Source organism: Methanothermobacter sp. DP (assembly GCF_026692625.1).
In the GTDB taxonomy this organism is placed as follows: Archaea; Methanobacteriota; Methanobacteria; order Methanobacteriales; family Methanothermobacteraceae; genus Methanothermobacter; species Methanothermobacter marburgensis.
The window spans coordinates 258,787-285,000 of the sequence record NZ_CP113501.1 but is presented as its reverse complement, the minus strand read 5'-3'; the positions used below and the strand labels follow the sequence as shown (position 1 = coordinate 285,000).

Sequence of the window (26,214 nt, the reverse complement as noted above, 5' to 3'; positions counted from 1 at the left end):
AATTACCGGATCAGACCCTCTTCTGAAAACCTGGCCTTCATTGCATTCCAGTTCCTGTTAAGGGCCTCAGCAACATCTTCTGCGCAGCCAGGGCAGTATGCTATTATGCTTCCGCCTCCCCCGGCACCTGTGATCTTGGAGCCGGCTGCACCTGCAGTTCTGGCCTCATAGACCATCATTGAAAGTTCCCCTGTGGACACGCCCATGGCGTCAAGGAGCCCCTGGTTTATGTTCATGAGGTCACCTATGGGTTCCAGGCTGTTACTCAGAAGTGCCCTGTATGCCCTCATGGTTATCATCTCAACCGCATCCATGATTCCATCCATGACATCAGGGAACCTGCTTCGGAGCTCTGCGACTCCTGCAACCATCTCTGCGGTGTCACCTGAATGGTCCAGGTGCGCTATTACAAGATCATGAAGCCGCGCATTAACCTTTTCCACATTCCTCTGACTGTCAAGGTACACCAGACCGCCATATGTGCTCACTGTGGTGTCAAGGGGACTTGCGGCTCCCTGGACCTCTAGTTCAACCCTGTGGGCCCTCGCTGCGGTATCCTCAGGTTCCGATTCCCTTCCATGGTATCCGTCAAGGGCCCCTATGAGTGCAACTGTGAGTGCTGCTGATGAGCCAAGGCCCGACCCCACAGGTATCTCCATTTCGATCTGGATACTGAGTGGTGACCCGTCATGGTATAGCTGGAGAGCTCTGCCAACGTAGTCAAGAATACCCCCACTTGGGCTGGATTCAGACCTGAAATCAACTCCCAGGGATGGTATGGTAACCCGGTTTTCAGATGAATCCCCCAGGGTTACGGTCACCCTTCTATCTATTGCAGCTGCAATCGCCGGTTTCCCATATACAACTGCATGTTCACCAAAAAGAATGGCCTTGGCAGGTGCTGATGCCCGTGACTTCAAGGTTTCACCTTCAGCCTCTCAGGACAAGGGAGGCATAGCCCACAACTGAACTCTGGTCCCCTGTTATATCACCACTTGTGGCATACTTTAACAGCCTGCACTCACTGGCTCCGAGCATCCTGGATGCTGTGATGCTGGCGGCCACTGGCCCGTAACCACACATGGTTGCATTGAGTTCCGTGATAACACCGTACATACCTGTATCATCCATTTCGGTTATCCTCTCGATTATCCTGCTGTCAATGGATCCGGCAACATCGGCGGGGCTGTAGTGGGTGAAGTCGGTGCTTGCAATGACAACCGCGTCCCTTTCTGTCCTCTCAATCGCTGCAGCCACTGCATGTCCAACATCTGTGGCTGTCTCCTGGTCCTGCATCCACATGGTGATGGGGACTATCCTGAATTTATCTGTGAAGTACTGGATGAATGGTACATGGACCTCACAGCTGTGTTCTCCGAGGTGGGCTGTCCCCTCAATATCAATGATGCCTGATTCCCTTACAATGGCCTCTGCAAGTTCACTGTCAATATCCACGACACCGAGGGGTGTTTCCCATGCTCCCCTCTGCATCAGTGAGACGCCTGACCCCATGCCTGTGTGGTTGGGGCAGATTATCACGAATGTTTCAGGTATACCGTCTGATACCAGCTCATGGTATGCGTGGGCTGCCACAGGTCCTGAATACATGTAACCTGCGTGGGGGGCGATCACCCCCTTTATTTTCCTGGCGGAACCCCTGACTGGCAGACCACCTGGCCCCAGTTCATGGTTGAAGCACCACTCAATTCGCCTTCTGAGCGCTGCAGGGTCCCGCTCATAGAAAGCTCCCGCCACTGCAGGTCTTCTTATCATAGAACCACTCTAAATTTTCAGTTCAAATTCAGTGGGAGGCACATCCAGGTCCTCATCCTCCTTGAGCACACCCTTCTCCCTGAGCAGCTGCCTTGCCAGGAGCCAGTAAACAAGGGCTATGGCCTTACGACCCTTGTTGTTGACGGGTATTGCAATGTCAACATTTCCAAGGAGGTTCTCTGTGTCGCAGAGTGCCACAACAGGCAGGCCTATCTGTTTAGCCTCGACTATTGCCTGTGAATCTGATCTTGGATCAGTGGCAACCAGCACCTGTGGTTCAATGAACTTTGCATAGTTGGGGTTTGTCAGTGTACCCGGGATGAACCTGCCCGGTATTGTCCTTGCACCTGTCACCTCACCGAATTTCCTGACAGGCTCCTGCCCATACTGCCTCGTTGATACGGCCAGTATATCATCTGGTTCATACTTTGCAAGGAACTTTGAGGCCGCTATTATCCTGTCATTTGTTTTCCTTATATCAAGGACGTAGAGTCCATCTGATCTTACACGGTAGATGTATTTCTCCATATCAGCTGTCTTCTGCTGTGTTCCAATGTGCAGTCCTGCTGCAAGGTATTTGTCTAGTGGTATCAGTAGTTCTGACAATATATCACCTCAGTAAGTTTGATGTTAAAATGGCAGTTCAGCCATGGTGGAATATGGAATCTCTTCCTGTATGCGTATGAGTTCATTCAGTTTGGCTATCCTCTCGCCGCCTATGGCACCTGTCTTGATGAGTGGTGCGCCGAATGCCACTGCAAGGTGGGCTATTGTATCATCTGTTGTCTCACCTGACCTGTGGGAGACCACAGGGGTGTAACGGTTCTCACGGGCAAGTTTGACTGTCAGGTAGGTGTCTGTGAGTGTACCTATCTGGTTTGGTTTAATGATTATTGCATTGGCGGCACCCATCTCTATGCCCTCTCTGAGTATCTCCCTGTTGGTTACGAAGATGTCGTCACCGCAGATGATGCAGCGGTCCCCCACAAGTGATGTGAGTTCCGCGAAGCCCTCGAAGTCGCCCTCATGGAATGGGTCCTCAACATAGTACATGTCATAGGTCTCGATGATCTCCCTGACAAACTCTATCTGTTCACCGGTGTCCTTCTGGACCTTCTCCTGTTTGTAGACATACTTTTCAAGTTCAGGATCCCAGAATTCACTTGCTGCAAGGTCCAGTGATGGCCTGACCTCAACGCCGAGTTCATCTGTGACCTCCTCACAGGCTTTTACCTGTATCTCCAGTGCATCATGGTTTGATAGGCTTGGCACCCATCCTCCCTCATCACCCTTACCCCCTGTGAAGGAGGGGTCCTTTTTCTGTATTAGTTCCCTTATCTTCTTGTGGACTGCTGCATTTGCAAATACCGCTTCTGTTATGTCCTCTGCACCCACAGGCACCACAAGGAACTCCTGTATGTCAGGTGCGTTCTCTCCGGCATGGGCTCCCCCGTTTATCATGTTACCCAGAGGGTATGGTATGGCGGTTGAAAGGTTGCCGCCCAGGAACCTGTAGAGGGGCATGTTGTATGATGACGCAGCCGCCCTGGCGGTTGCCATTGAGACAGCCACCACAGTGTTTCCACCAAGTGATGAAAGGTTCTCGGTTCCATCGATCTCCTTTAAAACGAGGTCTATATCCTGCAGGTCAACGGCATCCATTCCTATGAGTTCTGATGAGATTATATCCTCAACCTCTGTTATGATCTCATCAACCCCACCTGATGGGAAGGCGGTGACCTCCCTGGAACCTGTACTTGCACCGCTGGGGGCTGCTGCCCTTCCAAAGCCGTTCCAGGTTATAACATCAACCTCAACCGTTGGGTTTCCCCTGCTATCAAGAATTTTTCTTACTCGAACATCTTCAATTATACTTTCCACAAAAACACCTCACAATAAACTCTACATGGAAAAATAGTGGTTTATTAGAGTTTATTTGTCTCTTCTAACATCCAGTGGCATTACCTTCTTTTCAAGTTCCTTCCTGGCTATATCAACAGGGTCCAGTGACTCCTGAATATCAACCTGGGGCCTTGCACCCATTGATATCTGGAGTGCCCTGGCACCTATCAACCTAGCCCTTTCAAAACGTGTGAGTTTTTTTGACGCCATTTCATTGCCTCCAAGAAAAACTTAAAATAGAGGTTCTTGGATTGTTTTGATGGGACCGCCGAGATTTGAACTCGGGTCTCCAGCGTTCCGGTGCTGACCATCCCCGTTCCAGTTGAAAAGCACTGAAACTTCTTCAATGGCTGGGAGGATGGACCAAGCTACCCTACGGTCCCCTACCATGTCTCAACATGTGAAATTAACATTCGTCTGCAGCAGTACCTCTTAAGACCCAGGTCATCAAGGACATCCTTTGGGTCCTCTCCATCAGCCACTCTTTTCTGATACTCATCGAAATAGGCCGATACCGGTTTTCCGCAGCTTAAACATCTTACTGGAATCATACTGAATCATTCTACTCTTTAATTTTATAAAATAAAAATATATAAAGTTATCGCTTGATCTACCTGTAACTCTTCTGTCTCCTTGCACGGGCGCCGCGTCCACCGTACTTCTTGGGCTCTGAACGCCTGGGGTCCCCTACAAGCATTGTCCTGTCGTACCTGACAAATTTCTCCTTGAGGTCCATGTCACCTGTCCATTCCACGAGGCCCCTGGCTATGACCATCCTTGCAGCCTCTGCCTGACCCACGATTCCGCCTCCGACAACCTTGATGTTTATGTCAACATCATTAACGATATCACCGGCCAGCTGCAGTGGTTCCATGATCTTGAGCCTTGCAAGTTCAGGGGTGTAGAGTTCCACAGGCACCTTATTGATCCTCACTCTACCCTTACCTTCGCTGATGGTTCCCCTTGCAATGGCGGTTTTCCTTTTGCCGCTTGTGTGAATAACCTTCCTCATGATTACACTCCCTAAGTTAGAATTTAGCGCCCAGAAGTTCTGAGATCTCTCCAAGCTCCATTCCCTTCTTTATGTTACCTGCCCTGGCCTCAGGTATTTCAACCATTTCTTCGTCCTTGAATTCCCTTGGAACGCCAACATATGCCTTCAGTCCCTTGAAGGCCTCTCTGCCCCTTGATTTCCTGTAGGGGAGCATTCCCCTCACTGTTCTTCTGAATATGTCGTCGGGTCTTCTCGGGTACTTTGGACCCATTCTGCGGGGGTTTGATATGCTGGCCCTGTCAATCCTCTGCTTGTACTTGCTGTATGCCCACTGCTTTGAGCCTGTGATTATGATTTTCTCAGCATTGAGGACAACCACTTCCTCCCCTTCCAGGAGTTTCTGGCTGACCACGCTTGCCAGTCTTCCAAGGATATGTCCTTCTCCATTGATGATCATGAGCAACACCTTTATTCTATTATCCTGATGTTCTTTATGGCTGGATTCTCTTCAACGATCTTTCCGAGTGTCAGGCACTCTCCACCAGCGCCCTCTATCTTATCCCTGGCTGTCTGTGAAAACGATAGGGCGACAACCTGAACCTTATGGTCAAGGCTCCCGCTTCCAAGGACCTTTCCAGGTACGACGACGGTTTCATTTTCATCTGTGTACCTGTTTATCTTGGAAATGTTAACCGCGGCCCTGTTCCTTGTGGGTCTTTCGAGCCTCCTTGCAACGTCCTTCCAGATCGCCGCGCCCTCCTGGGATGATTTCTTTCTGAGGTTGCGTATGAGTTTTATGAGATTGGGATTTGTCTTGGTAATCTTCCTAGCCATGGCTTAGCCTCCTTCACAAAATGTTATTACCCTTTCTGCCTTGTCTCTGAGGATGTCACATGCCTTAAGAAGGACATCCTTAGGGTCAACTGATCCGTCGGTCTCTATCCTGAATATGAACTTGCCTTCCTCATATCCCACAACTATGGCCCCTTTATCACATGCCCTCACACAGCTCTTGCACATTGAACAGTTTTCAACGTCAAGTACCTCAGGTTTACCTGATTCATCCCCAAGGACTCCCCTTGGACATGCATCCACACATTCCAGGCACTCATCGCATTCCTCTGTGAATGTTATCATCGGGTAGTACTTGTATGCGCATGCTGTTGTGGGCTCCCACTTGGCATGATCCCTTCCCACGCCAAGCTGTGCAACAGCCTCCAGTTCAACCTCATCCTCATCCCCCAGCTTCACCAGGGGTATATCTGGATATACCGGTTCAACTGCAGGTGTCTCTGATAGAAGATCCCTGGAGTAGACGACACCGGGGCCCTTCTTTTTGAGTGTGAATGATACACTGCATTCGGAGCAGTATTCCTCACAGTCACACTCCTCAGGCATTTTCAGGCCCTCAATGAATTCAGGGTCAGCTTTGAGGGGTACCAGTCCAAGCCTGTGGGCGAGTACCTCATCAAACATCCTGGCGTCGTTCCTGTACATGTTAACGTACTCGATTGCCAGTTTGGGGACCTCCATCATGCAGATCCTCCTTATGGCGTTTATGAATGGAACGGTTACGCCAGTGACCACAAAGACCATTTCGGTATCAGTTTTTTCCTTAAGAGCAATATCCATTTTAGACCCTTCTTCCCCTCTTACCTCCAGGTCTTCCTGTGCCATCATGAGGTATGGGAGTTACATCCTCAATTTTGCCTATCTTCATTCCTGCCCTTGCAAGGGCCCTTATGGCTGCCTGTGCACCTGGTCCCGGTGTTCTTGGGCCGTTTCCACCTGGGGCCCTCACCTTGATGTGCAGGCCGACAATACCCTTCTCCTTTGCATCATCAGCCGCCCTTGTTGCAGCCTCCATGGCAGCGAAGGGTGATGACTCCTGACGGTCAGCCCTCACAACCTTACCACCGGACCACTGTGTGATGGTCTCTGCACCGGTTATGTCTGTAATGGTGATTATTGTGTTGTTGAATGATGAGTAAATATTTGCGATTCCCCATTTTTCCTTTTCAGCCATTTTATCTCTCCCTGAATTTATTCAGCGTTCTGGGCTGCTTCGATCTGTTTTTTCATTGGGGATGATGGGTAGAAACCTATTTTGTCCTCTTCTCCCCTTTTAACTATGTATCCTGGGGCGTCGATTTTCCTGCCGTCGAGGGCTATGTGGCCGTGAACCACCATCTGTCTGGCCTCGTTCACTGTCCTTGCAAGTCCCCTCTTGTGAACCAGTGTCTGGAGTCTCCTCCTGAGCACGTCCTCCACTGTGAGGTCAAGGACGTCCTCAAGGTTTGCGCCCTCGTTGAGTATTCCTGCCCTCACAAGGTGTCCCAGGAGCTGTTCCCTCTCCTTCTTTGTGTGTTCACCTGATATACCCAGGAGGTACCTTGCATCCCTCCTGTATCTTCTCACCATTGTTTCTGCTTTCCAGACTTCCTTTTTGTTCTTGAGGCCGTACTTTGCCACGAGCCTGTTTTCTTCCTTTATTCTTTCAGCGTTCCATGGGTGAGGTGGAGTATCATACTTTTTTCTTGCCTTACGTGGGTGTCCCATTTTAACCTCTCCTTATCTACCTTTTCTTCCTTCTCACACCAACTGAGGAGCCCTTCCTGAATGTGGACTTTGTCCTCTGTCCCCTGACAGGTAGTCCAAGTTCGTGTCTTCTTCCCTTGTAGCTTCTTGTTTTCCTCATACGGTTCAGGTCCTCTCTGAGGCACATGTCAAGGTCTGACTCTATGAGGTGTTTGTCCTCGCCTGTCTCGTAATCGTTACGCCTGTTGATCATCCATGATGGGATGTTGTACTTTGCAGGGTTCTTTATGGCCTCTTCAAGCCTCTCTATTTCCTCATCTGAAAGGTAACCTATCCTCTGGTTAAGATCGTATCCTGCTGACATGATTATTGCCCTTGAAAGAGCCTTTCCAACGCCCTTTATACTTGTAAGGGCATTTTCCATGGTCTTATTACCATCAATGTCCTTTCTGGCAATACGAACCATATGTTTGAATTCTTCTTCCATTCATTAACCTCCAGTAAGAGTGAATTCGCGGGACGGGGGTTGCGAATTCCAGATAACAGTCGTAGGTGCAACATTGTTGCTTTAACCGACGCCGGGACTGGGATTTGAACCCAGGAGGAGCAAAGCTCCACAAGATTTCCAGTCTTGCGCCTTACCTGGCTAGGCTATCCCGGCATATGATGTATCATTTTAAGTGTATGGATTGAAGCCTATTTAAGTATTGCTGTGTGTGGAATGACAACACATCCAGCGTACTGCTATGGAGACTGGCGCCACATCCTGGGGTAGGTTCCGGGCTTCATGAAGACCTTATCTGTCTCAATCACAAGGCCGCTGTCTGCGGCCACAATATCAAGGGACGGCATCAGTGCCTCACCAACAGCCACGAGTTCCCCCTTGATGGTCATCAACGCAACTGTGTCGCCCTTCTTTATGTTATCATCCAGCCCTGCTATGCCCCCACGTGCAAGGTCGGCGCCATGACATACTGCATCAACTGCAGAGTCAAGGATGACGGCACGGGGAAGATGGGATACTGCAAACTCCATTGGGAGGATGCATTCCCTCAGGAATCCCTCATCCCCATCCTCAACCCAGAACTGGTAGGCGTCCTTGAGGTCATGGAGGGTTACCAGCCCCTCCTCTGTGAAGGGACCCACACGTGTCCGTCTGAGTTCAGCCATGTGGGCCCCTGTACCAAGGGCCTCACCCACATCATGGCAGTACTTCCTCACGTAGGTCCCTGCCTCACAGGCTATCCTGAAGAGAACATCCTGCCCATCAATCTCAAGTATATTAACATCGTAGATGGTCCTTACACGGAGCTCCCTTTTAACAGCTGACTTGAGGGGGGGTATCTGGAAGATCTTTCCCTGAAACTCCCCGAGTACCTCCCTTATCCTGTCCTCATCCACCTCCCTGTGAACCCTCATGAGGCATACGTATTCCTTGGGGGCCTCAAGGAGGAGCTGCATGACCCTTGTCGCCCTGTTTATGCCCAGGGGCAGAACACCTGTAACCTTGGGGTCCAGTGTGCCCCCATGCCCCACCTTCTCTGCGTGGAGCATGTCCCGAACCCATGCATCCACCTGGTGGGAGGTGGGGCCAGATGGTTTATCAAGGTTAACAACGCCATGTGATATGTGGGTCTCAATGTCCCTCTCGTGGGGTGGACACCCATATGCAGGGTCCGTGCGTGACTCCTTTAACTCTATGAATTCTGCCATGAGGGATACCTGCAAAAATAAGAGGTGGGTTTATTCAAGGGATTCCAGTTCCTTCTTTATTTCCTCGACATCATCGGATTTGATCTCTATCTTCTTCTCTGTTGGTTCAAGGTGTCCTATGTTACACCTCCTGTTCTTAACATTGACACCCACAACTTCAACGAAGTTTTTGTCGATGATATCAAGTATCACGCATTTTTCACCGGCTTCTCTACCTGCGGTTTTCACACATACTCTTCCAACTTCTATTGCTGCCATTAAATCACCTCGGTAACTTTTAGTATGATTTCAGCCACGCCTTCAGCGTCAAAATGGCTGGTGTTTATCACAATGTCGTATACCTCAAGGTCATCCACATCTATACCGTGAATCTCCCTGTACCTCTGGGCTTCACTGGCCTCACGTATCCGGATCTCATTCTTGACCGTCTCCAGGTCCTTGGATTCCCGGATACTTATTCGCTGTGCCCTCACATCAAAGGGTGCCATCAGCAGGACCTTCAGATCCGCCCTTGCAAAGTGTGCAGAGAGTCTTCCCTCAAGTATGAGGTCCTCATGTTCATCTGCAAGTCTGGCCTGTCTCCTGTCGATCTCTATGTCTATCTCTGGATTCTCCTCTGCAAGTTTGCTGAACTCCAGTATGTCAAGTTTCCTCTCAGCAGCCATCTGCCTGAATACATCACCTGCAGATACACAGGGTATCCCGGTCCTCTCAGACAGAATCCTGGCAACGGTTGTTGTGCCAGTGCCGGCCAGACCACCGATGGTTATGATCATTATGACCTTGCCTCTTTCTTAAAGACTTTGCGTGCGCAGCTTGAACAGTAGTAACCACCGTATGGTCTGTTGGGTCTCTTCTTGGACTTTGAGAGTTTTCTTATCTCGTATGGTCTTCCTCTTGGAACACCATGGAGTGGCTTTCCGCAGCCAGCACATACATGCTTTGATGGTTTCTTTCTGCGGTAATGTATAACCGTCCTTCCTCCAGGAGTTCTCTTGAAGATTCTCTTATATGATCTGGATCTGTATCTTAACTCTGGCATTTCAATCTCTCCATAAAGTTACATTCCACCTTTAAGTCCCATGAACTTTCTGAATATCTGGGACATTGCAAAGGAGCATAAGATGTACCAGCCAAGCCATCCTATGGCATAGGATGGGGCGTTTGGTGGCATGCCATAGAACATGTGCCACAGCGGGACAAGAAGGACATAGTATGCAATCTGGGGCAATATCACCAGTGTCTTGACTATGTGTGGTTCCTGTCCCATCCAGTAGAAGACAAGGATTATGGGCACGAAAGTGACTATCATTGGCTTGAATGACATGGTCATCATTTCGCGCTGTTTGTCCATGAACTCCATCTGTTTTTTCTGGATCTCCTCAAGCGCCTGCATGTCATTCTTCTTTCTTGCCTCCATCATCTCCTGCTGGAATTCCTGCATTTCAGCTTTAAGTTCTTCGAGCCTTTCCTGGTCCACGAGCAACTTGTTTGCCAGTGTGATGATAAAGGCCACTATTGCTGATATCAGGAATACCGTGAGGATGGGGTTCTGTGGATTCGGGTCCATTGCAATGAATGGACCGAATACAGCGTTCAGTGCCCCGTATACGACTTCAAGAACCATTTTGTTTCCTCTTTATCTTACTCCAGAATGTTCTTCATCTCACTGACTGCAGACTCAAGCTGGTTGTTGTGGTTCTTAACAATCTTAACTGTTGCGCCTGTGAGGGTGGCGTAGGCCATTGCAGCCGCCCTGTTCATCTGCTGATGGAGGTCGATCTCCTGCAGGGATTCCATATCCCTGTTTCTGGAAGTATCACTAATTCTTCTTGTGAAGATCTCCTCTGGATCAGCCTCCACAAGCACAAACATGTCAGGTTCCAGTTCCTCAAGAACCCATACTGGAAGACCTGGCAGAAAACCAGCAGGCGTCTTTATGGTGCAGTGTGTATCGACGATTATATTATTTTCCAGTGACCTTTCTCTTATACTTTTCGCAGCCGCCCTCTGTATCTCCTTCTGAACTCCAGGTTCAAGGGTTCTCATCTGGTCCCTGTTTTCAACAAGTCCCCTTTCACGGGCTATTTCAAGCATGACATCCCCGTAATTCACATTGAGGTAGTCAAGCTCCCTGAGGGTGTTCTCAAGGACCGTCGTGCTTCCTGAACCGGGTATACCTGCAACTACAACAACCTTCATTGTACCACTCCCATGGATTAAAAGATTATCCTAATCTCCCAGGAAGCTTCTGAGTATGGGGTGCATATCCATCAGCTGTTCCTGGGCAATCTCCTCATAGAGCCTGTAAACTATACCCACCGTTAGAAGGACACCTGTACCTCCGCCAAGAGAACCCGTCAGGTCAGCCACGAATGCAAGGAGCCCCACAAATGCCCCTCCCAGTATCGTTATTGTGGGTATGTAGCGTTTCAGTATCTTCTCGAACTGCCCCCTGCTGCTCCTGAAACCAGGAATCTGCATACCCATCTGGTAAAGCTGTTTTGCAACATGCTTTGGACCTATGTTACTTATCTCAACCCAGAGCCAGGCAAAGAGGACACAGAGCCCTATGAATACAACCGCATAGAACAGTACCTTGAATGGGTCCAGTATGAGGGCGTCGATTGAGCGTGGAGCTGTGAGAAGATATGCGAGCCCATCAACCGCCTGCCCATTGCTTACAGTACCAAGTATGGGGTAGCCAAGTTTCTGGAACACGTTCGCCATTAACTGAACATTCAGGAGGAGTGCGCTTGTCAGTATAACCGGCATGTTACTGGCGTATATGAAACGCAGGGGGTACTTTCCGACAGCGCCCCTTGAGAGCCTCTTACCCCCTCCCATGGATATGGGTATCTCCACCCTCATACTCTCGGCATAGACAACGACGAGGAAAACTCCAATGAGGGCCAGTACAGGCAGGACGTAGTACTGGAAGTCAGGACTCTGCCCTGTGAAGAGGAGGTAGAGGAAACCTGTTATTCTACCGGCGGGTACCCCTGGCTGTGTGGGTGCAGAGAGGGGGTTGAAGGCACCCACAATTATCTCCTGGGATACGCCTGCTGCAATGAAAAGTCCAACACCGCTACCAAAGCCCCATTTGGATACAACCTCATCGAGGAATATTATGAGTATTCCTCCAATGGTGAGCTGCAGTATGAGTATCCAGACAAACTGGGGGGCTGATGGTGCCAGTGACCCTGTCAGTACAAAGATCAGTGCCTCAAAGAAGGTGAATACGATGGCAAGGAGCTTCTGCAGTCCCTGGAAAAAGGCCTTATCCTCATGCTTCGAGAGGTCCAGTTTCAGTATCTTACCTCCAACCAGAAGCTGGAGTATGATTGATGCTGACACAATGGGTCCTATACCCAGTGTGAGTATTGAACCGAAGTTTCCTGCAAGAACAGCCCTCAGCTGGGCGAACTGGTCCACAGCCCTTGGGCTTAAACCGTAGAGTGGTATCTGGGCCAGGAAGAAATAGAGGACAAGGATTATACCTGTCCATTTGAGTTTCTCCCTGAATGGTACCCTGTAGCCAGGTGATTTTACCTGGGGCAGGACTGAGAATATGGGCTCAAATTTTTCCTTCAACTGCTCCACTCCTTGTCAATGCTGGTTTACTCTATCACTTCAGCCTTTCCCCCGGCCTCTGTGATCTTCTCAACGGCACTCTCAGAGAACTCAAGGGCCTTGATGTGGACGGGTCGTGTGATCCTTCCGCTTCCAAGGACCTTTTCGAAGCCAAGATCCCTTACATCCAGAACCACAATTCCGTCCTCTTCAGATGCGATTCCCTTCTCAAGGAGGTCAGGAATCCTTTCGTCGATGTAGGCAAGGTTAACTGTTTCCAGCCTCTTTATGAGTTTCTGGGGCCTTTTGAAACCGTACTTTCCAAAGTGTTTCGGGTCGTACTTGACGATCCATGTCCAGTGGTGTTTGTGTCCACCGGCCTGTCCTCTACCTCCGCGGTGACCTGCTCCCCTTCTCTTCTTGGAGCATCCTCCACCCACGGTACGTGAGCCCCTCATCCTTGTGATCTTTCGTCTTTTTCGGATCATGAGTAATTCCTCCGCTTAGATCATCCTCTTCAAGAGGTCATTTATCTTCTCGCCACGGTATCCGAGGCTTCCTCCCTCATTGAAGGCCTTTTTTATGGCCTCATATCCCTTTCTCGGGGGGTGTAACCTGAACACAGGTTTTATTCCTGCGTCCTCAAGTTTAACCTCACCCCTGAAGACAGCCCCTGCAAATTCTTCCACTGAATCATACTCTGTGTTTTCCTTTATGTATTCATCGGTTAACCTTTCCCCTCCGATGATTCTTGCCCTCTTGGCTATCATGGCTGTCAGGGTTTCCTGGTCAATTTCACCCCAGGTTATGTAGTCCTTGGCCTTCTGGAGCATGCCAAGGTAGCTGGGTGTGTCCTCAACCAGTACTGCGTGGTTTATCCTGTTGAGTCTTAACATCTCCATGGTGTCAGCTATGTCCCTTCGGACACCCGCTGATCCCCTTACCCTTACTACTGCGAACATCTGGAATCACCTTCAGGTACTGCAAACACCCAGGTTTTTAAGGTCCTTTTCGCTTGCCTTTACCTTGCTCAGCTGTTTGAGGGCATCGAAGGTTGCCCTGGCAAAGTTGACTGTGGTCTGTGTCTGTCCACGTGTATGTGACCATACATCATCTATACCTGCAAGCCTCATTATGGTCTTGCCAACGTCACCTATTGCAAGTCCAACACCACCCGGTGCTGGTATGAGGGTTACGCGGACACTTCCACTCTTGCCTGAGACCTTGAAGGGTACTGTGTGTTCCCTTCCACAGACACATCCCCAGTCACCGCAGCCTCTTCTGACCTTTATAAGGTTGAATTTTGCATCGTCAACTGCCTTCCTGATTGCAGGTCCAACCTCTCTGGCCTTGCCCTGTCCGAGTCCAACGTATCCGTCCTTGTTGCCCACTGCCACTATGACCCTGAAGTTGACCTTCCTTCCTGATTTGTGCATCCTCTGGACAAGGTTAACGTCAATGACCTCCTCCTCGAGGTCAGGAAGCAGTGCATCGATTATCTCAAGTTCCATTATTGGGTGTCCCTCTTCAAAGATCTCATCGATACTTGTTATGACACCCTCCTTCACAAGGCGTCCAAGGTTGGTCCTTGGCTCCCATTCCTCCATGTTGAAGTTCATAATCATACCTCTTCATCTATCCTGTTTTTTATTTCTTCAAAGTGTTCAGGCAGGTCCTCAGGGGAAAGACCCCTTTCAAGGTACCTTGAAAACCTCTTCTTGCGTTCTTCCTCGTCAAGGGATTCTGCATATTCCTTTATGTGTTCGCCCCTTATCCTTGATTCGTCGGGAAGTACTGATTCACCGTGTGGTACTTTGAGCCCTGCGTCAACAGCCCCTTTAAGTGCTGCGAATACCTTTGAACCCCTTATGGCAGGTCTGAGTCCTATGTCAAGGACAGCTTCCTCTATACCTGCCTTCAGAGCCCTTTTACCGCAGAGGTATCCTGTCAGGTATGCTGCTGCTGTATTGCTTGTGCCTCCAAGCCATCCCATTTTCTGGAGCTGCTTTGAGTGGGCTGAGACCAGTGTTTCGTCCCCATCCATTCCCACGTTGATTATCTGTGAAATAACATGATACGTGGTTATTCTGACAACAAGCCTTGATTTGCCTGTTTCCACCATCTTATAGCGGGCCCGGTAATCAGTTTTACCTTCCCTTCGTCTTCTAAATGCCATCTTGTATCTCGGTCCATGTGCCAATCAGATCCCTCCTACCTGAGCATGTCGTGGTCCCGGGCATAGGTTTTCATGTAAGATTTGCTCTTGAAGGCTCCGCCCTTTGCCATCTTGTAGAGTTTACGATAGGTGCTCTTGTTTATTTCGCGGTTGTCCCTCATCTCCCTGAGGTCCTTCCTCAGAGCCCTTATCGTGGTCATCCATTCCTCTTTCCTTGGTTTTCTGGCGCCCTTAGCACCTTTTATGCTTCCAGGTCCTCTTCTTCTTCCCTTCTTTTTCTGCTGGGCTATCTTTTTTGACCTGTAACTGCTTATGCCCTTTTTTGGTTTAGCCTTTATTGCGCCGTCCTTTATTAGCTGCTTTACACCGTCCCTGGTTATTGCCCTTGAGACCTCGTCGATCCTCTCAGGGTCAATCCATATCCTGTTAACCCCTACTTTCAGTATGTCTGCAGCTAATCTTTTCTGAGTAGTAAGATTCATTCAAGAAACCTCCTTGTGTTCAGCAATTTGCTGATAGACCCGAAAAATCGGGCATCCCCTTAAAGTGTTTTCCCTGGACTGGAAAATAAGACCCCTTCCAGCCCCATTTTATGGATTCAGAACTTTTATGCCAAGTTCCCTTGCCTTTTCAAGCATGAGTGTCTTTTTCCTGGCACCCACAGTTGATGCTATCCTTGCAGCCTGGTTTTCAGGGTCCAGTTCCTCAAGTTCCCTCATGCTGGAAACAAGGATGTCCTCATATCCTGATGGGTGGAGACCCCTCTGGTCCCTTGGCTTCCTGTAGCCAATCGCAGGCATTGCAGGTTTGCCCTTTTCATATCTTCTCATTTTACTTGTTTTACCCCTGGGCCTCCTCCATTTTTCCCCCAGTTTTTTGTATCGGGCGTATTCCTGTCGTTTAAATTTTTTCCTCATCGAATCACCATCCCTACTCCTTGCTCACAAGGTATATGCCGTCCTGGAAAACCCTTGGGTCCCTTCCCTTAATCTTGGTGGCCTGTTCGAGGTTCGCCATTGTCTGTCCCACGTGTTCCTTGTTGATGCCTGTTACTTCAACCTCGTCGCCCTTTACCTGGACCTTTGTATCTCCCACTATCTTTGCGGTCCTTGGGTGGCGTTCCCCGAGGAAGTTCTCTATTAGAACCTTATCCCCTGCCACCTTCACACTCATTGGAAAGTGGGCGTACACTATCTTCATGCGGTAGGTGAATCCCTCGGTGACGCCCCTTATCATGTTGTTTATATGGGCCTTAACTGTCCCTATCATTGCCTTGTCCTTTTTCTTTGGGAATTTAACCTCAAGGACCACCTTATCGTCCTCAACGGCCATTGATATCTCTGAGTGGTTAAATTTTCGGGAGAGTTCACCCTTTGGACCCTTAACCTTAACTTCACCATCTATGGTGACGTTAACATCCTCAGGGATGGGTATTTCTTCCCGGATCATAGCTGCTAGAACCATGTTATCACCTAGTAGACGTAAGCCAGCAGTCTACCGCCGATACCCCTGTCCTTGGCCTCTTTATGGGTCATTATTCCCTCAGGGGTTGATACGATTATTATCCCGAAGTTTTTAGCTGGCAGATATCTTTTCTCAAATTTTTCGAATTCGTCCTTTTTAACAGCGTGTCTGGGTTTTATAACCCCACACTGGTTTATGTTTCCCTCAAGTTCAACGATGAATTTTCCGGCCCTGCCGTCATCAACGTATTCGAATTCCCCGATGTAGCCTTCCTTCTGCATTGTTCTCAGCACACGCCCTATGAGCTTTGATGCAGGGGTTATCCTGCACTTGACATTACCCCTTATCTCATTGTTCCTTATGTTGGTCAGGGCGTTTGCGAGAGGATCCATAAGAGTCACAGTAAACACCTCTTTCAGTTGTACTTTTTAAACCCGATTTTAGGTGCGAGTTCCCTGAAGCACTGCCTGCAGAGCATTAATCCATATCTTCTGACCAGGGCAGAGTGATCCCCGCATCTTGAACATTTCCTTGATGCCTTTCCATATTTCCTTGGCAAAACAATCACCTTCAGACTATTTTAACCTGGAATTTTTCCTTCATAAAGTCTATTGCCTCTTCCCGGCTGACCCTGTGCTTTTCAGGAACCTTTTTGCGCTGTATCCTTCGTCTGCTTATCCTGTGACCTGGCTTCTCAAAGGTCACAGAAAGGTTCATACCGAATATCCCTATCTCAGGGTCGTACTTCATTCCAGGTATGTCGATGTGTTCCTCGATACCCATTGAAACGTTACCGTATTCATCAAACTGGCTGGCCTTCAATCTGTTCCCTATTCCCTCAAGGAACATTCTGAGTACCTTTTCGGCCCTTTCACCGCGGAGGGTGACCTTGCATGCAATGGGCTGCTTTTTCCTTATACCAAACTCAGGATTTGTGACCTTTGAGTGGGTCCTCACAGGCTTCTGGCCTGTCATCTCCTCAAGAAGCCTTTCAGCCCTTGCAAGCCTTTCACCCCCTTCACCGACACCTATGTTAAGGGTGACCTTGAATATCCTTACTTCCTCCATGGGGTTCATCTATTTACCTCCTGGAAGTGAGATCACTGACTCGTCCTTTCCAATGACAAACACGTAATCCTTGAGTGTGAGGAATGTCTTCCCTGCTTCGGTCTCAATGACCGCTGTGTTTGGCATTGATGACCTGGTTATGTTTATCTTCTTGATTCTTCCAATTTCACCTGTGTGGCGGCCCCCTGTTACAAGGCCAAGGCTGCCCTTCTCAAAGGGTATCCTCTCAAGGATTTCCTGTTCAGGCACCGCCAGCTTCACAACATCCCCCACGCGGAACTCGTCCTCTGAGAGGTAGTTGCGGCCGTCGTGGAGGTTGAGCTGGGTTTTCCCGCCCCTGATGGTTGTCTTGTTAACTATCTTGCAGAGCTTGAAGCCCGCGTTCTCCTCACCAATGGGGTGTAAGACCAGCCTTCCCCTTTCATCAGGGAGAACCCTGTAGACCTCACCTGTGCGGGGTATGCTCACAACGTCCATGAACCCCACAGGGAATTTGTAGTTCTTCCTTGGCCTTCCATCCACCAGGACCTCACCGCTGTTTATGATCTTCCTGGCTTCCCTTGCATTGTCTGCAACCCCAAGGATGTCCCTCACAATGATCATCAGGGGCAATGATGCCTCAATTGCATGGGGACCCGGGGATGGCTTTACGGTCCACTTGTATTCCTTGGGATGAATGGGCCAGTGACTTGGTGATCTGAAACGTTTAAGGTGCTTTCTTGATGCCATTATCGCCATGTTTATCCCTTCCGTTCTAATATTTTCATTCTCTTCTCATCGTCAAGGTTGAGGTCAATTATTCTGATGTTTGAGGGGTGTATCGGGAAGTAAACTGAGGTTCCGTCCACCTTCTGTATTGTGGCGCCCTCAACGTAGACCCTGTACCTCTTGAGGTCCACCTTCTCCACCTTACCCTCGTGTCCCTTGAAGTCACCGCGGAGAACCTCAACCTTATCTCCCTTCCTCACTGGCAGGGACCTTCTACCGTATTCCTCCCTGAGTTCTCTGCTTAGGGCTGCGCTCATCATTTTGCGACGAGCGTGTAATGGTGCTTCATAAATGTATTTCCTCTGCTTTCTGGGTTGTTTTGACATTCTATCACCCTATACTATTATGCTGGCTGCACTTCCCACGCTGGGCCACCTGTCGGCTGCTTCCTTTGCAACAGGACCCCTTATCTCTGAACCCTTGAGGACTCCCTCTGGGCTCACTATAACTGCAGCATTATCCTCGAATTTCACCCTCAATCCGTCAGGTCTTCTGTATTCCTTTTTCTGTCTCACAACAACAGCGTTGAGGACTTCCCTCCTCATGTCCACTGTTCCCTTCTTCACAGAGACCACGACCATGTCGCCAACACCGGCTGCTGCGAGTCTCCTGCGAACACCCTTGTATCCTCTGACAGAGATTATCTCAACTTCCCTTGCGCCTGTGTTGTCAACACACTGGAGTCTGGCCCCTACAGGTAAAGCCCTTGTAACCTTGGATGCTATTGCCTTCATCTTACTCTTCCCCCTTCACCTCGACCACTACAAAGTTCTTAGTCTTGCTGAGGGGTCTGCATTCAGCAATTTTCACTGTGTCCCCTACCCTGACATCTATGCAGTCAGGTTTGTGAGCCTTTATCTTGGATTTTCTCTTTTCGTATCTCTCATATTTGCGTATAAATTTGTAGAAACTCCTTTCAACGGTTACTGTCCTTTCTGCCTTGTCACTGACGACAGTTCCTTCCAGTATCTGACCCCTCAATGGGAGGTCCCCGTGGAAAGGACAGTTAGGATCACTACATTTAGATTTAGGTTCTGGAACATCAATGCCGACCATTCTATCACCACTATGGTTTTCTAAATTTCTTCTTTATTCTCTCCTCAGGACGAGCTACCAGAGCTCCACCATCAATCTCAACCACTTCACCCTCTGGTGTTCTGAAATGGAAGACGGCTATTCCCTTTGGAACCGTTATCTCCCTGCCATCCTCCAGTTCAATTTTAAGGGTGTTCCTGGTTTCATCCACGACTCTTCCCGATATTCCCTGAATGTCCCTGTGAACACTCCTGGCTATTCTCACAGAAAGGCCAATAAGCTCATGTCTGAAAATGTTACGGGGGGTTATCAATGTAAACCCCTACCTTATCTCTATCGTGTCTGATGAAAAGCCCATATCCGCTAGAACTTCCTTGACCTTCTTCTTATGGTCCCCCTGAAGTTCTATCTGGCCTTTCTTGGCAGTACCTCCACAGGCACATCTTGCCTTCAGTATCTTTGTGAGCTCCTTTATGTCAATATCGTGTTCATCGATGCCCTCTATGATGGTCATCACTTTACCGAATCTTCGCCTCACTGTGTATACCTTTAATGTCTGAACTTCGCGTGCTATTTCCTCACAGACGCAAAGTTCCTCCGGAAGACCGCAAACATCGCAGATTTTCATTTATTTCTCCTTCTATTTTTCATTCATGATGGTGAGAACACGGGCTATTGTTCTTCGGATTTCCCTCATCTTGCCGGGGTTTTCATGGATCCCGGCAGCAGCGCTCTTGGAAATGTATCTGGCATATTCTGCCTTGAGTTCATCCAGCTTCTTCTGGAGTTCCTCCCTATCCATTTCCCTTATCTCTTCGCTCCTAAGTATCGCCATTTCAATCCCTTTCTATTATTCACTGATATGAATCTGTCCATATATATTACTTTTCAGATTCTTCACCATCTGTGTCCTCTTTCTCTGTTTCTTCCGCTGATTCAAGGTCTTCCTCGAGATCCTCGACCTCCTCAAGATCCTCAATCTCCTCTATCTCCTCGAGATCCTCAATCTCCTCTATCTCCTCGAGATCCTCGACCTTCTCAAGATCCTCAATCTCCTCAACGGATTCAACCTGTTCTGCAGGTTCTTCTGAGGGAGTTTCAGTTACTTTAGGAGCCTCTATTTCAACCTTGTCTGGAAGTACAACTTCGGGAGGCATTATGCGGACGTATACCCCCAGAACACCTGGTTTGAGCTGCACTGTTGCGAATCCTTCCTTGACGTGTTTGGTTGAGGGTTCGCCGCACTTCTTTATGTAGCCGTCTGTGAATTTGGCTGTGGCTGAACGGGCACCCCTTATCTTACCTGAGATGGTAACCTCAACACCCTGGGCACCTGCAGCCATGATCCTCCTCATTGTGGTGTATGCAACCCTCCTGAAGTGCATGCCCCTCTGGAGCATGGCAGCTATCTTGTGGGCCATTATACGGGGGTTGAGTTCAGGCACATCAACCTCCTTGACCTCAACCTGGGGGTTTTCAAGGTTGAACTTGCTTTTGAGTTTCTGGGTAATTGCCCTCACTGTCTTACCGCCACGTCCAATTACCATACCTGGCCTTTCAGCGTAGACGACAACCATTGTACCCATAGGGGTGACCTGAACATCCATGCCACCGTAGCCTGCCCTTTCAAGTTCCTTTTCAAGGTATTCGTCTATCCTTGTCCTTCTGAGCCCTTCAACGACAAAATCTTTCTCTATCAAAATCTATGCCTCCCCCAGAACTATCTGAACGTGTGTTGTTGGTGTGTTGAATGGTGTGGCCCTTCCAAAGGCCCTTGGAATCCAGCCCCTTATAACTGGCCCGCGGTGGCTGGATATGTGGACTATCCTGAGTTTCTCGGTGTCGAGTCCCTTGTACTCTGCGTTGGCCTCGGCATTTTCAAGGACCTTCAGTATCTGACCTGCTGCCTTAACAGGGTAACGGCCGCTGGCCCATCCGCTGAGGCCCCTCCTGTGGCCGACCTTCCGGTTGTATCTCTTGAATGCCACCGGCCTCTCCATCCTGATAACCTCCTCAAGGTATCTTTTGGCCTTCTCGAGTTCCATTCCCCGGATCTCCCTGCATATCTCCACAGCGTGCTTTGGTGAAATCTTGAGGTGAGTCGCTGAAGCCCTGGCTGTTTTTGACCTGTCTTCCTCTTTATAAGCGTATTTAACCTTAGCCATTGTCTAGTCTCCTTATTTAAGAGGCACGAACATTGAGGATCTTGTAGCTCCCATACCGGGATCTCCGTGCTCAACCTTCTTCCTTGTAGGTGCAAATTCACCGAAGTAGCAGCCGATCATTTCTGGCTGGATTGTGACCTCCACAAATTCGTTTCCGTTGTGGATGCCGAAGGTCATCCCAACCATCTCAGGCAGCACTATCATGTCCCTGCAGTGTGTCCTGATGACCGGTGGTCTTCCCTCAGTCTTTCCCTCTTTTTTTATCTTCCTTATCTTCTCAAGTACCTTCTTCTGCCTTGGTAGGAATCCCCTCTTGAGGGATCTTCTCTGCCTTGATGGGAACAACTTGATTACATCGTCAAGTGGCATCTCCTGCAGTTCTTCCAAGGTGTAGCCGCGATACCTAAATTCTTTACGTGCCAATAGGTCACCTCCTTTTTTTATCTCCTTTTCCCTGTTCTTCTGGCAGCTATTGAACCAACCTTCCTTCCTGGAGGAGCATGCCTTGAGACAGTTGTTGGCCTACCTGGGTGCTGTCTGTTTCCACCACCGTGTGGGTGGTCGACTGCGTTCATGGCAACACCCCTGACTGTAACTGACTTCTTACCCTTGGCCCTGAGGGCATGGTACTTCTTACCTGCCTTGAGGAATGGTTTCTCCCTTCTTCCTCCTCCAGCAACGACACCAACGGTTGCCCGGCACTGTGGGTTGAGTGCCTTGAGTTCACCTGATGGGAGTTCAATAACCGCCTTGTCAGCATCATGGGTGATTAGAGAAGCGTAGGTACCGGAGGACCTCACCAGTTTGCCTCCGTCTCCTGGTCTGTTTTCAATGTTGTATATGGGTGTCCCCTCTGGAATTTCACTGAGTGGAAGTGAGTTTCCAGGTTTGACCTTTGCCTTTGCCCCGCACTCAATCTCTTCATCAAGCATTAAAGCCTCAGGTGCGAGTATGAGGTTCTTCTCACCGTTTTCAAATTTCACAAGGGCAACAGGGGCTGTCCTTCCAGGGTCGTGCATTATGTCAACGACCTTTCCCCTGAGACATCCGTCACTTTCAAGGGAGTCGTATGCACGGTATTTTATTTTGCCCTTGAAGCGGTGGGATGCACTTCTGTAAGTGGGAGTTCCCCTTCCTCTCCTCTGTGATATTAACCTTTTTCCCATCTGAATATCCTCCTCATTATTCTAGAATACTCCCAGTTTAACAGCTATATCCTCTGCACTGTGTTCCTTTGCCAGTTTTATGTAGGCAATCTTCTGGCCCCTTGGGGTTACCTGGGTGTTAACCCTCTCAACCTTAACTGCAAAGAGTTCCTCGAATGCCCTTCTAACATCCTTTTTTGTGCTTTTTCTCATAACCACAAATGCCAGCTCGTTGTTCTGATCTATAAGGTTCATGCTCTTTTCTGTGACATGTGGCTTCATGATAACAGCATATGGATCCATAATTACACCGTCACCTAATTTTTACTGAAAGAGTCCCTCAAGTTTTTCTATTGCTGATCTTGTAAAGACGGTCAGTCTTCCAGGGTGGGTTCCAGGTGCGAGGAGTTCTGCGTTGAGGTTTTCCACGGTAACAACGTCCACACCAGGGTGGTTTCTTGCGCCCAGCGCAATACCTTTATCCTCGCCAACAACTATGAGCGGACCTTTGGGTGTCCTGTACTTCCTCCCCCTCATCTTTCCCTTTCCAGCTCTTATCTTTTTACCTTCCTTTGCCCTCACGATGTCGTCCATGATTCCAAGTTTCCTGAAGACTTCCCTTGTATCCGCTGTCCTTTTGATTCTGGAGAGTTCATCGTCAACCACCAGGGGCACCTGGGGTACATTCTCTATGCGGTGGCCCCTTGCCTCCACAAGGTCCCTCATGGCTGTTGCTGCAACGGCGGACCTTATTGCCAGTCTCCTTTCCTTTCTGTTTATCCTCTCATGGTAGTTCTTCTGTGGCCTCGGTGGGTGGGCCCTTCTACCGCCAACTGCCTGGGGAACGAAGGCTGCCCTTGAACCATTCTTTATACGTGGAACCATTGCAACACCGCGTCCGGCACCATAGGACTTGGCAGAGGTCCTTTTACCTGCCATTGGGTCTGGACCCCATGGCTGTACCCTCGCGGTCTGTGCTGATAGAACAGCCCTCTTTATCACGTCGGGCCTGAACTCCTCATTGAAAATTTCAGGAAGTTCCATTTCATCTATGGCTTCACCTTCTAGGGAATAAACCTTGATCTTCATTTTGAACCACTCTTATACTCCTTGTTTTGATGCTGTGCTGATGTAGTTTATCTGGGGTGCCTCTTCCTGCTTACCTGCAGCCCTTATGGCCTTCCTGAGCACCACAAGCCTCTTTGTTGGGCCTGGAACTGACCCCTTAACCATTACATAATCGTTCCTGACAAGACCGTACCTTACGAATCCACCGCTGGGGTTTACCTGGTCTGCCTCGCTGGCGTCACCGATCTTGAGTATCTGTTTGTTGTACTCGGTCCTCCTGTGGTAACCCATCTGCCCTGCCTGTGGAACTGTCCACATGGTCCTTGATGGTGTCCATGGACCCAGTGACCCTATGTGTCTTCCCTTACTGCTTCTTGCAGCCTTACCGTACTGTATCCTTATACCCCATCTCTTAACGGGACCCTGGAATCCCTTACCTTTTGTCACGGCTATGGCATCAACGAAGGCTCCCTCGGAGAATATCTCTGATGCCCTCACATCCTTGCCGAGTATTTCCAGCGCGTATTCGAATTTCTCCTCAGGGATCTTACCTCCAAGGCCGCACTCAAAGACCTCAGGTTTCTTTTTGGGTACGCTTGCGAGTCTGGGGTTCGTGTGTACAATAACCCTGACGTCTGCAACGTATTCCATGTTTGACCTTATCCTTTCGATTGCGGCCTCCTGGTCATAGTCCTCTGCAGGTGGGGTGAGCTTCCTTCTGAGGTCCTCCTTTGTCTCGGTGGCCAGGACCTCTCCAAGGGTCTTAAGGCCCCTGCTTGTCTTTTCATAGGCCCTAACGGCCATCACGGTTAGAGGTGGGACCTCAAGTATTGTGACTGGAGTTGAAACCTCCATCCCCTCTGTGGGGGAATTTTTCTGGTTATCAACCATCATTACGTGGGTCATCCCTGCCTTGTAGCCTGCCAGGGCAAGCAGTCCAGGTTCATCCACCTGGGGCCATGACTTGACCCTGGGGGTTTCCCTTGCCGCCCTTTTTCTTGGACTGAATGCAACTGATCCTTTTCTTGGTTGATGATGTCTAGCCATTTAAGTTTACCTCCTTACATCATTCATATTCATTTTTCATCAATCTGAGTTAGCATATTGAATACTGAGAGAGTAGCTAAAACAGCCTCTTCAGTCCTTACAGTTTCTGTACGCTGTCCTGGAATGGTGTTAACCCACACATCCGCATCGATCTCTGGTAATCCCTTGTAAGGACCGCCAAACAGGATGGCCACCCTGCGGGCGCCCTCCACCTTTGACTTTACTTCATCCAGAATAGAAGTAATGGGCGAAGCATACCTTGATGTTGCCACCGCAACATCGGCATCCACTGTTTTCAGGCTCTTTGAGAGGCCCTGTTCGGTGCTCAGAACCTCATATCCCCAGTATCTATCCTCTGGTTCATCTGGCTCTATCAGTATTTCCTTACCCAGCCGGATAACCCTGAAACTCATTACCCTATTTACAGTGAGTTTTTCCCTGCACAGTGCAAGTTTATCTGCGCCAATATCCACAAGAGTTCCTTTTTTTACCCTTTTGACTGTTAATCCCTGTCTGTATTCTCCAGCCACGGGTTTTCCAGTTGGGTGATGAGGAGTTCTCAGAGGTGGGAGTATACCCACATGTTTCAACTCCTTCATTATCGGGAAAACCTTCCTGCGAAGGTACTGGGGGGTATCCATATAGTTCAGGATATCCCTGATAAATCCTGCCTCTCCGTCTGCATCATCGTGATAGATCACTATGCGGTTAACCCCGAATATCGCTGCAGCCCTTCCAATAAGACCCACCTTGTAGGTCTTTATTTTGAGATCCCCTGTCTCTGCCGTCAGCGAATCCGGGATAAATATGGACAAATCTACTCTATTCATTTATTAATCTTTGTCCTAATCTTTTATAAATATTTCCACAATGCAGACTGGGCAAGTAAAACCACAGACCACATCGTATATCCCGTTATACAATGTGAGCGGATCCACCGCAGATTGCAATAGGTACTAAAAATTGTACAGTAACCATATTTAAAGTTTCCGCTGGAGGTCCCACAGGTGGCGCTAAAATAATCCCATGCTTAAACTCCAGAGGCAGATCATCAACCAGCAGCCACATGAAACAACAGATCACCCGAAAACAACCCTCACCACCACAACACCCACACCCTCAACCAGCAAACCACCCCAAACCAACAGATCACCCGAAAACAACCCTCACCACCACAACACCCACATTGGAGACCTCCATTCTGTGGAAACTGTAGGTGCGGCGTATCGGAAATTCAACAGGGAGTCTGTGGGTCACCCTCCCCCCCAGACCCTCATAGTAGCGCCTCACAAAGTCCTCAGAGCCTGCCATGTGGAATGAGTACACAACCCTCCCCATGACCGATGCCGCCTCCATGAAAACCCTGTCGGCACCCCTATCAGCCCTTTCCTGTGAACCAAAGGGGGGATTCTGGACTACAGTATCAACCCTCCCTGTGACCTTAACCAGATCCCCATGATCACGGATATCTGCCTTGATGAACTGGATGTTTCCCAGGCCCAGATCCTCAGCCACATCCTCTGCAACTTCAAGTGCAGCTGCATCCACATCCACACAGTAAACCCTCTCTGCGCCAAGAAGCGCCGCCCCAATACCCAGGATACCCGTACCGCATCCAAGGTCCGCAACGGTTCTTCCCTCGATATCCCCCATGGCCCTGGCTGCCCAGAGGACCTCCGCGGCCACATGTGCCGGGGTGAGGTACTGTTCAAGGCCCGGGTCAGGGTGGGGGTGGGGAGGGATGCGCTCAAGAAGCATCTCAAGGTGTCTCTTTCTCCTCATGGT

General features: G+C 49.3%; 46 protein-coding genes and 2 tRNA genes. All 48 read right to left on the bottom strand.

Features of this window, described 5'->3' with window-relative positions; all coding sequences use genetic code 11:
• Window positions 1-2: 2 nt before the first annotated feature.
• Window positions 3-920 carry a mevalonate kinase gene (gene mvk, locus OXN82_RS01625; RefSeq protein WP_321211688.1) on the bottom strand — a complete coding sequence of 306 codons (918 nt, stop codon included), beginning with the start codon at window positions 918-920 and terminating at the stop codon, window positions 3-5.
• Between the two features lie 10 nt (window positions 921-930).
• On the bottom strand, window positions 931-1,773 hold the full coding sequence (amrB, locus tag OXN82_RS01620; RefSeq protein WP_321211687.1) for an AmmeMemoRadiSam system protein B: 843 nt from the start codon (window positions 1,771-1,773) through the stop codon (window positions 931-933).
• A gap of 9 nt (window positions 1,774-1,782) precedes the next feature.
• Window positions 1,783-2,379 carry a 30S ribosomal protein S2 gene (rpsB, locus tag OXN82_RS01615; protein WP_013295352.1) on the bottom strand — a complete coding sequence of 199 codons (597 nt, stop codon included), beginning with the start codon at window positions 2,377-2,379 and terminating at the stop codon, window positions 1,783-1,785.
• A 24-nt stretch (window positions 2,380-2,403) separates the two neighbouring features.
• Entirely contained in the window at window positions 2,404-3,654 is a 1,251-nt protein-coding gene (gene eno / locus OXN82_RS01610; RefSeq protein ID WP_321211686.1) for a phosphopyruvate hydratase, read from the bottom strand.
• A gap of 51 nt (window positions 3,655-3,705) precedes the next feature.
• Window positions 3,706-3,885 carry a DNA-directed RNA polymerase subunit K gene (locus OXN82_RS01605; RefSeq protein WP_013295350.1) on the bottom strand — a complete coding sequence of 60 codons (180 nt, stop codon included), beginning with the start codon at window positions 3,883-3,885 and terminating at the stop codon, window positions 3,706-3,708.
• 50 nt (window positions 3,886-3,935) lie between these two features.
• Window positions 3,936-4,058: transfer RNA gene (locus tag OXN82_RS01600), tRNA-Pro, on the bottom strand.
• Window positions 4,059-4,226, bottom strand: coding sequence for a DNA-directed RNA polymerase subunit N (locus OXN82_RS01595; RefSeq protein WP_321211685.1), 168 nt, complete (start codon window positions 4,224-4,226; stop codon window positions 4,059-4,061).
• A 59-nt stretch (window positions 4,227-4,285) separates the two neighbouring features.
• Window positions 4,286-4,687: a 30S ribosomal protein S9 gene (locus OXN82_RS01590; RefSeq protein WP_300479401.1), complete on the bottom strand. Its 402-nt coding sequence runs from the start codon at window positions 4,685-4,687 to the stop codon at window positions 4,286-4,288.
• 16 nt (window positions 4,688-4,703) lie between these two features.
• Complete coding sequence (locus OXN82_RS01585; RefSeq protein WP_013295347.1) at window positions 4,704-5,126, bottom strand: 50S ribosomal protein L13; 423 nt, start codon at window positions 5,124-5,126, stop codon at window positions 4,704-4,706.
• A gap of 11 nt (window positions 5,127-5,137) precedes the next feature.
• Window positions 5,138-5,503, bottom strand: a complete 366-nt coding sequence (locus OXN82_RS01580; RefSeq protein ID WP_013295346.1) for a 50S ribosomal protein L18e — start codon at window positions 5,501-5,503, stop codon at window positions 5,138-5,140.
• Window positions 5,504-5,506: 3 nt separating this feature from the next.
• On the bottom strand, window positions 5,507-6,301 hold the full coding sequence (locus tag OXN82_RS01575) for a DNA-directed RNA polymerase subunit D (RefSeq protein WP_321211684.1): 795 nt from the start codon (window positions 6,299-6,301) through the stop codon (window positions 5,507-5,509).
• 1 nt (window position 6,302) lies between these two features.
• Window positions 6,303-6,695 carry a 30S ribosomal protein S11 gene (locus OXN82_RS01570; RefSeq protein ID WP_013295344.1) on the bottom strand — a complete coding sequence of 131 codons (393 nt, stop codon included), beginning with the start codon at window positions 6,693-6,695 and terminating at the stop codon, window positions 6,303-6,305.
• A 17-nt stretch (window positions 6,696-6,712) separates the two neighbouring features.
• Entirely contained in the window at window positions 6,713-7,228 is a 516-nt protein-coding gene (gene rpsD, locus OXN82_RS01565) for a 30S ribosomal protein S4 (RefSeq protein WP_321211683.1), read from the bottom strand.
• A 16-nt stretch (window positions 7,229-7,244) separates the two neighbouring features.
• Window positions 7,245-7,694 carry a 30S ribosomal protein S13 gene (locus tag OXN82_RS01560; RefSeq protein ID WP_013295342.1) on the bottom strand — a complete coding sequence of 150 codons (450 nt, stop codon included), beginning with the start codon at window positions 7,692-7,694 and terminating at the stop codon, window positions 7,245-7,247.
• An 89-nt stretch (window positions 7,695-7,783) separates the two neighbouring features.
• Window positions 7,784-7,868, bottom strand: a tRNA-Ser gene (locus OXN82_RS01555).
• A gap of 83 nt (window positions 7,869-7,951) precedes the next feature.
• Window positions 7,952-8,920 (bottom strand): RNA-guided pseudouridylation complex pseudouridine synthase subunit Cbf5, encoded by a 969-nt coding sequence (locus tag OXN82_RS01550; RefSeq protein WP_321211682.1) that lies wholly within the window; start codon window positions 8,918-8,920, stop codon window positions 7,952-7,954.
• Window positions 8,921-8,950: 30 nt separating this feature from the next.
• Entirely contained in the window at window positions 8,951-9,178 is a 228-nt protein-coding gene (locus OXN82_RS01545) for a 50S ribosomal protein L14e (RefSeq protein ID WP_013295340.1), read from the bottom strand.
• Window positions 9,178-9,696: a (d)CMP kinase gene (gene cmk, locus OXN82_RS01540; protein WP_013295339.1), complete on the bottom strand. Its 519-nt coding sequence runs from the start codon at window positions 9,694-9,696 to the stop codon at window positions 9,178-9,180. Before cmk ends, OXN82_RS01545 begins: the two co-directional genes overlap by 1 nt.
• A complete protein-coding gene (locus tag OXN82_RS01535) occupies window positions 9,696-9,962 on the bottom strand; it encodes a 50S ribosomal protein L34e (protein ID WP_013295338.1) in 267 nt (88 codons plus the stop codon). The genes cmk and OXN82_RS01535 overlap by 1 nt, the downstream gene beginning before the upstream one ends.
• A gap of 18 nt (window positions 9,963-9,980) precedes the next feature.
• Window positions 9,981-10,547, bottom strand: coding sequence for an EMC3/TMCO1 family protein (locus OXN82_RS01530; protein ID WP_013295337.1), 567 nt, complete (start codon window positions 10,545-10,547; stop codon window positions 9,981-9,983).
• Between the two features lie 17 nt (window positions 10,548-10,564).
• Window positions 10,565-11,122: an adenylate kinase gene (locus OXN82_RS01525; protein WP_321211681.1), complete on the bottom strand. Its 558-nt coding sequence runs from the start codon at window positions 11,120-11,122 to the stop codon at window positions 10,565-10,567.
• Window positions 11,123-11,152: 30 nt separating this feature from the next.
• Window positions 11,153-12,523 (bottom strand): preprotein translocase subunit SecY, encoded by a 1,371-nt coding sequence (gene secY, locus OXN82_RS01520; protein WP_321211680.1) that lies wholly within the window; start codon window positions 12,521-12,523, stop codon window positions 11,153-11,155.
• Between the two features lie 17 nt (window positions 12,524-12,540).
• Window positions 12,541-12,981, bottom strand: coding sequence for an uL15 family ribosomal protein (locus OXN82_RS01515; protein ID WP_321211679.1), 441 nt, complete (start codon window positions 12,979-12,981; stop codon window positions 12,541-12,543).
• Between the two features lie 15 nt (window positions 12,982-12,996).
• Entirely contained in the window at window positions 12,997-13,455 is a 459-nt protein-coding gene (rpmD, locus tag OXN82_RS01510; protein WP_237780071.1) for a 50S ribosomal protein L30, read from the bottom strand.
• A 12-nt stretch (window positions 13,456-13,467) separates the two neighbouring features.
• Window positions 13,468-14,112: a 30S ribosomal protein S5 gene (gene rpsE / locus OXN82_RS01505; protein WP_013295332.1), complete on the bottom strand. Its 645-nt coding sequence runs from the start codon at window positions 14,110-14,112 to the stop codon at window positions 13,468-13,470.
• 2 nt (window positions 14,113-14,114) lie between these two features.
• The gene (locus tag OXN82_RS01500; RefSeq protein WP_321211678.1) at window positions 14,115-14,693 is read right to left on the bottom strand and encodes a 50S ribosomal protein L18; all 579 of its coding nucleotides are present in this window, start codon (window positions 14,691-14,693) and stop codon (window positions 14,115-14,117) included.
• Window positions 14,694-14,704: 11 nt separating this feature from the next.
• A complete protein-coding gene (locus OXN82_RS01495) occupies window positions 14,705-15,151 on the bottom strand; it encodes a 50S ribosomal protein L19e (protein WP_013295330.1) in 447 nt (148 codons plus the stop codon).
• Window positions 15,152-15,259: 108 nt separating this feature from the next.
• On the bottom strand, window positions 15,260-15,586 hold the full coding sequence (locus OXN82_RS01490) for a 50S ribosomal protein L32e (protein ID WP_321211677.1): 327 nt from the start codon (window positions 15,584-15,586) through the stop codon (window positions 15,260-15,262).
• 13 nt (window positions 15,587-15,599) lie between these two features.
• Complete coding sequence (locus OXN82_RS01485) at window positions 15,600-16,133, bottom strand: 50S ribosomal protein L6 (RefSeq protein WP_321211676.1); 534 nt, start codon at window positions 16,131-16,133, stop codon at window positions 15,600-15,602.
• A gap of 8 nt (window positions 16,134-16,141) precedes the next feature.
• Entirely contained in the window at window positions 16,142-16,534 is a 393-nt protein-coding gene (locus OXN82_RS01480; RefSeq protein WP_013295327.1) for a 30S ribosomal protein S8, read from the bottom strand.
• Between the two features lie 14 nt (window positions 16,535-16,548).
• Window positions 16,549-16,701: a 30S ribosomal protein S14 gene (locus OXN82_RS01475; RefSeq protein ID WP_010875659.1), complete on the bottom strand. Its 153-nt coding sequence runs from the start codon at window positions 16,699-16,701 to the stop codon at window positions 16,549-16,551.
• Window positions 16,702-16,703: 2 nt separating this feature from the next.
• The gene (locus OXN82_RS01470) at window positions 16,704-17,210 is read right to left on the bottom strand and encodes a 50S ribosomal protein L5 (protein ID WP_013295325.1); all 507 of its coding nucleotides are present in this window, start codon (window positions 17,208-17,210) and stop codon (window positions 16,704-16,706) included.
• Window positions 17,211-17,939 (bottom strand): 30S ribosomal protein S4e, encoded by a 729-nt coding sequence (locus OXN82_RS01465; RefSeq protein ID WP_013295324.1) that lies wholly within the window; start codon window positions 17,937-17,939, stop codon window positions 17,211-17,213.
• A 2-nt stretch (window positions 17,940-17,941) separates the two neighbouring features.
• Window positions 17,942-18,295, bottom strand: coding sequence for a 50S ribosomal protein L24 (gene rplX / locus OXN82_RS01460; protein ID WP_013295323.1), 354 nt, complete (start codon window positions 18,293-18,295; stop codon window positions 17,942-17,944).
• Window positions 18,296-18,304: 9 nt separating this feature from the next.
• Window positions 18,305-18,703 carry a 50S ribosomal protein L14 gene (locus OXN82_RS01455; RefSeq protein WP_013295322.1) on the bottom strand — a complete coding sequence of 133 codons (399 nt, stop codon included), beginning with the start codon at window positions 18,701-18,703 and terminating at the stop codon, window positions 18,305-18,307.
• A gap of 1 nt (window position 18,704) precedes the next feature.
• Entirely contained in the window at window positions 18,705-19,025 is a 321-nt protein-coding gene (locus tag OXN82_RS01450; protein WP_010875654.1) for a 30S ribosomal protein S17, read from the bottom strand.
• 10 nt (window positions 19,026-19,035) lie between these two features.
• A complete protein-coding gene (gene rnp1, locus OXN82_RS01445) occupies window positions 19,036-19,317 on the bottom strand; it encodes a ribonuclease P protein component 1 (protein ID WP_013295321.1) in 282 nt (93 codons plus the stop codon).
• A gap of 9 nt (window positions 19,318-19,326) precedes the next feature.
• On the bottom strand, window positions 19,327-19,632 hold the full coding sequence (gene yciH, locus OXN82_RS01440) for a stress response translation initiation inhibitor YciH (protein ID WP_010875652.1): 306 nt from the start codon (window positions 19,630-19,632) through the stop codon (window positions 19,327-19,329).
• Between the two features lie 12 nt (window positions 19,633-19,644).
• Entirely contained in the window at window positions 19,645-19,839 is a 195-nt protein-coding gene (rpmC, locus tag OXN82_RS01435) for a 50S ribosomal protein L29 (RefSeq protein WP_013295320.1), read from the bottom strand.
• A gap of 46 nt (window positions 19,840-19,885) precedes the next feature.
• The gene (locus tag OXN82_RS01430) at window positions 19,886-20,704 is read right to left on the bottom strand and encodes a 30S ribosomal protein S3 (RefSeq protein ID WP_321211675.1); all 819 of its coding nucleotides are present in this window, start codon (window positions 20,702-20,704) and stop codon (window positions 19,886-19,888) included.
• A 3-nt stretch (window positions 20,705-20,707) separates the two neighbouring features.
• Window positions 20,708-21,169 carry a 50S ribosomal protein L22 gene (gene rplV, locus OXN82_RS01425; protein ID WP_321211674.1) on the bottom strand — a complete coding sequence of 154 codons (462 nt, stop codon included), beginning with the start codon at window positions 21,167-21,169 and terminating at the stop codon, window positions 20,708-20,710.
• Window positions 21,170-21,181: 12 nt separating this feature from the next.
• A complete protein-coding gene (gene rpsS / locus OXN82_RS01420; RefSeq protein ID WP_074358568.1) occupies window positions 21,182-21,592 on the bottom strand; it encodes a 30S ribosomal protein S19 in 411 nt (136 codons plus the stop codon).
• A gap of 17 nt (window positions 21,593-21,609) precedes the next feature.
• Window positions 21,610-22,335, bottom strand: coding sequence for a 50S ribosomal protein L2 (locus tag OXN82_RS01415; protein ID WP_013295316.1), 726 nt, complete (start codon window positions 22,333-22,335; stop codon window positions 21,610-21,612).
• A 21-nt stretch (window positions 22,336-22,356) separates the two neighbouring features.
• The gene (locus OXN82_RS01410; RefSeq protein ID WP_048060727.1) at window positions 22,357-22,617 is read right to left on the bottom strand and encodes a 50S ribosomal protein L23; all 261 of its coding nucleotides are present in this window, start codon (window positions 22,615-22,617) and stop codon (window positions 22,357-22,359) included.
• A 21-nt stretch (window positions 22,618-22,638) separates the two neighbouring features.
• Window positions 22,639-23,403, bottom strand: coding sequence for a 50S ribosomal protein L4 (rpl4p, locus tag OXN82_RS01405; protein WP_321211671.1), 765 nt, complete (start codon window positions 23,401-23,403; stop codon window positions 22,639-22,641).
• Window positions 23,404-23,415: 12 nt separating this feature from the next.
• Entirely contained in the window at window positions 23,416-24,429 is a 1,014-nt protein-coding gene (gene rpl3p / locus OXN82_RS01400) for a 50S ribosomal protein L3 (RefSeq protein ID WP_321211670.1), read from the bottom strand.
• Between the two features lie 29 nt (window positions 24,430-24,458).
• Window positions 24,459-25,259, bottom strand: a complete 801-nt coding sequence (locus tag OXN82_RS01395) for a putative RNA uridine N3 methyltransferase (protein WP_321211669.1) — start codon at window positions 25,257-25,259, stop codon at window positions 24,459-24,461.
• 319 nt (window positions 25,260-25,578) lie between these two features.
• On the bottom strand, window positions 25,579-26,211 hold the full coding sequence (locus OXN82_RS01390) for an METTL5 family protein (RefSeq protein ID WP_321211668.1): 633 nt from the start codon (window positions 26,209-26,211) through the stop codon (window positions 25,579-25,581).
• Between the last annotated feature and the right edge of the window lie 3 nt (window positions 26,212-26,214).